The organism is uncultured Campylobacter sp., from assembly GCF_938031315.1.
In the GTDB taxonomy this organism is placed as follows: Bacteria; Campylobacterota; Campylobacteria; order Campylobacterales; family Campylobacteraceae; genus Campylobacter_B.
Genome location: NZ_CALHHT010000181.1, coordinates 1 through 2,468 on the forward strand (window position 1 = coordinate 1; position 2,468 = coordinate 2,468).

General features: G+C 43.4%; 3 protein-coding genes. All 3 read left to right on the top strand.

Annotation, left to right across the window (positions count from 1 at the left end):
* The coding region (mraW, locus tag Q0236_RS04750) for a 16S rRNA (cytosine(1402)-N(4))-methyltransferase (RefSeq protein WP_297915618.1) at positions 1-278 on the top strand (278 nt) is incomplete at its 5' end.
* A gap of 907 nt (positions 279-1,185) precedes the next feature.
* Positions 1,186-1,992 (top strand): hypothetical protein, encoded by an 807-nt coding sequence (locus Q0236_RS13265; protein WP_367274735.1) that lies wholly within the window; start codon positions 1,186-1,188, stop codon positions 1,990-1,992.
* Positions 1,982-2,468, top strand: a 487-nt coding sequence (rmuC, locus tag Q0236_RS04760; protein WP_297915620.1) for a DNA recombination protein RmuC, incomplete at its 3' end; no start/stop codon positions are given. The genes Q0236_RS13265 and rmuC, both read left to right, overlap by 11 nt.

The window sequence follows — 2,468 nt, forward strand, 5'->3', positions numbered from 1 at the left end:
TCGCGTTCATTGAGCAAAAATCGCGCGATTCAATTCTAACTAATGCAACTGTCGCTATAATCTCGTTTCATTCGCTTGAAGATCGCATAGTAAAGGAACGATTTAAGGCGTGGGAACGTGATTGCGTCTGCCCTAGCGAGTTTATGCGCTGCGAATGCGGCGGCGGGCATTCGTTAGGCAAAATCCTAACTAAAAGCCCTATAATAGCGGACGCGCAAGAGCTTGCGCAAAATTCTCGAGCCGCAAGTGCAAAGTTAAGAATTTTTCGACTGAAATGACCGCCTTTGATTGCTATGAATTTTAAATTTTGACGAAATTTTGTAAAATTTACAGATTTTGCAGGCATTAAATTTTAAAATTTTACGGAATTTTGAAATTCAGCTTTCAAAGATTCGCTTTAAAATTTATAATATTTTCGGTGTTTTTTTTTGGACACCTAATAGCTAAATCATAAAATTTAACAAAAAGTTTAACGTTGAATTTTACGCTAAATTTAATGTATAATTTTATGAGATTTAGCTGCTGCATATTTTAAAAGCTAAGTGACATCGCAATACAGAACCGAGCGAGAGTTACAATTTGGCGCCTAAAGCAAGCGGCGTAATGCCAAATCTAGTCCTTTGCTTTAACGAAATTTTGCAGACGAGCCGTTGATTTCATCGCCATTTTAGATGATAGAGCTTATCTTGCAAGCGATATACTTTGCTTAACGTTTTAAGGCGCATCGAAGACGCAGTAAAATTTTGAGCGGTTTTTCAGACGATTTGACAAAATTTTATAAATAGTCAATCTTGGTAAAGTAAGCTCGATTTTTACCTGTCAAAATGAATTTCCCAAGCAGGCGGTGCAAAAAAACGAGCAAAATTAACGCGATGCTTCTTTTGAAGCTTCTGCTGCTATACAATATCGTGCAAAGAGCCAGCCAAATAAACGCAATAGCCCGCTAAATTAAAATTTTACTTTTGCTGGCCGAGATATAATTTTGCGAGTTAAGATAAAATTCCATTTACCGAGGTAAAATTGCAAAGAAGAATTTTGCCCGTAACTTTGACTTTTAAATTTCACCTTAACGGCTCATTGCTGGGTACACGCGAGCTGCGGGCTTCGAGCTGAATTTATCTTGACGCAGGCGCCTTGGCGGCGAGTAAAGATAAGATCGTGGTTTTAAATTTATGGAGATTTTAGATGAATAAATATGAATATTTTGCCGACGACGATGACGGGCACGACTTCGCAGGAACATCTGATCTAGCGGGTATAGAGCTTGCGAAAAGACGAGCTATGGAGGATCTGACGGATGAGGAGCTAGAGGATAAGCTTGCCGCGGATCTTTCCGTAAAACGAAACTACGCGGGCGCAGCGGGCGGTTACGACGATTTTACTAGCTTGGAATTCGAAAGTTCAGGCTTTACAAACACTCAAAACTATCTAAATTCCGAAAGCGGCGGAACAAAATTTAATAAAAACAGCAAAGTAAAATTCAAAGGACGTGGCGACGCAAATCTTTCAGCCGCTCGCGGCAGCGATAATTCCAGCGGAGCGAGCTACGGCGATTTTGTAGGTGCCAATTTTACCGGCAAGGTGGATTATGCGGCGTTTGCGGGTGCGAACTTTACAGGCACGCAAAATCAAAATTACGCAGATATGGGCGCGCATGATTATGCAAGCCTTGCTGCAGGACGCGGTTACGGCAGTTTCGCGGGCGCACAAGACGAGCTACTACGCAACTACGACGCCGAGAAAAAAAAGGAGAAAAATCTCACGCTTTATCAGCTTTTAGTTGTTTATCTGCTGATCGGATTTGCGTTTTTGCTGACGGTGCCGGCGATTTACATCCGCAACGAAATTTATTACATCAGCCGCGACATCGCCGCACTTCGTACCAAGCACGAGGTTTTGCTTGAGGAAAATCGCGCGCTTAACAACGACATCGAATATCTACGCTACAAAAATGAAATTTTAGATCCTCAAAGCGTGCAAGATGGGCGCTGAGGCGATCTTTTTCGCTGCGTTTGCCGTATTTGCGGCGCTGGTGATCGTTTTGCTGGCAGTGCTGTTTTTTCAGACTCGCCGCGCAAGCGATGCAAATGCCGCACTTGCCGCACTTTTGCAAGAGCGACTGAGCGCGCAGGAGCTAAAATCAAGCGCCGAGTTTTTTAAGCTGAGCCAGGATCTTAAGGACGGCTTTACCGATAAATTTTATTATTTCAATAAGGCTTTAAGCGAGGGATTGCAGCGCCAAAACAGCGCGCTTAGCTCAAATTTGAACTCGCTTCAGCAGGGCTTTAGCGGCGTAGCGCAAAACCTCGCGCGGATGGGCGAGCAAAATAAAGCTTCGCTTCAGGTGCGAGATGAAATTTCGCGATTAAATGCGATCTTGGGCAACGTCAAGCTGCGCGGAAATTTCGGCGAGTACCAGCTGGAGCGGATCCTAACTATGCTTTATGGACAAAACTCCGCATTTTACG